At 35.7% G+C, this 956-nt stretch carries 2 protein-coding genes; both read left to right on the plus strand.

The genetic code is table 11. The features are described from left to right. The coding region (locus tag KQ486_RS14070) for a helix-turn-helix domain-containing protein (RefSeq protein WP_246569355.1) at window positions 1-189 on the plus strand (189 nt) is incomplete at its 5' end. 1 nt (window position 190) lies between these two features. After that, window positions 191-937 carry a phage antirepressor KilAC domain-containing protein gene (locus KQ486_RS14075; RefSeq protein ID WP_001148638.1) on the plus strand — a complete coding sequence of 249 codons (747 nt, stop codon included), beginning with the start codon at window positions 191-193 and terminating at the stop codon, window positions 935-937. The last annotated feature ends 19 nt before the right edge of the window (window positions 938-956 follow it).

The following is a 956-nucleotide window of genomic DNA, read 5'->3' on the forward strand; positions in this document are numbered from 1 at the left end:
AAGATGCTGAACTTAAAAGAATTGAGAGAAGAAAAGGGGATAACACGCTATCAACTAGCGAAGCTAACGGAATTACAAAACTCGACAATTCGATCTATCGAAACAGAGGTTAAAAACCCTGGTTTCCTCACAGTAAAAAAAATATGCGATGCACTACAAGTTGATATCGCTAATGTAAAGGAGAAATAAAATGCAAGCATTACAAACAAAATCGAACATCGGAGAAATGTTCAATATTCAAGAAAAAGAAAATGGAGAAATCGCAATCAGCGGTCGAGAACTTCATCAAGCATTAGAAGTTTCAACTAGGTACGATAAGTGGTTCGAAAGAATGACGGAATATGGTTTTGAAAACGGGATAGATTTTATTTCGCAAGTTGAAAAAGTACACGGTCAAAAAAGGGCGCGTACTTATGAACAAGTTAATCATATTCTCACTCTCGACACTGCAAAAGAGATTGCAATGATTCAACGTAGTGAACCTGGCAAACGTGCAAGACAATACTTCATCCAAGTAGAGAAAGCATGGAATAGCCCAGAAATGATTATGCAACGTGCTTTAAAAATTGCTAACAACACAATCAATCAATTAGAAACAAAGATTGAACGTGATAAACCAAAAATTGTATTTGCAGATGCAGTAGCTACTACTAAGACATCAATTTTAGTTGGAGAGTTAGCAAAGATCATTAAACAAAACGGTATAAACATCGGGCAACGCAGATTGTTTGAGTGGTTACGTCAAAACGGATTCCTTATTAAACGCAAGGGTGTGGATTATAACATGCCTACACAGTATTCAATGGAACGTGAGTTATTCGAAATTAAAGAAACATCAATCACACATTCGGACGGTCACACATCAATTAGTAAGACGCCAAAAGTAACAGGCAAAGGACAACAATACTTTGTTAATAAGTTTTTAGGAGAAAAATAAAAATCTTAATAGGAGGAAT

The sequence above is a fragment of the Allobacillus halotolerans genome, from assembly GCF_018967645.1.
GTDB lineage: Bacteria > Bacillota > Bacilli > Bacillales > Alkalibacillaceae > Allobacillus > Allobacillus halotolerans.

What these genes read in the sequence shown, in the direction of transcription:
- KQ486_RS14075 (WP_001148638.1), top strand. Translation starts at nt 191, where the DNA reads ATGCAAGCATTACAAACAAAATCGAACATCGGAGAAATGTTCAATATT.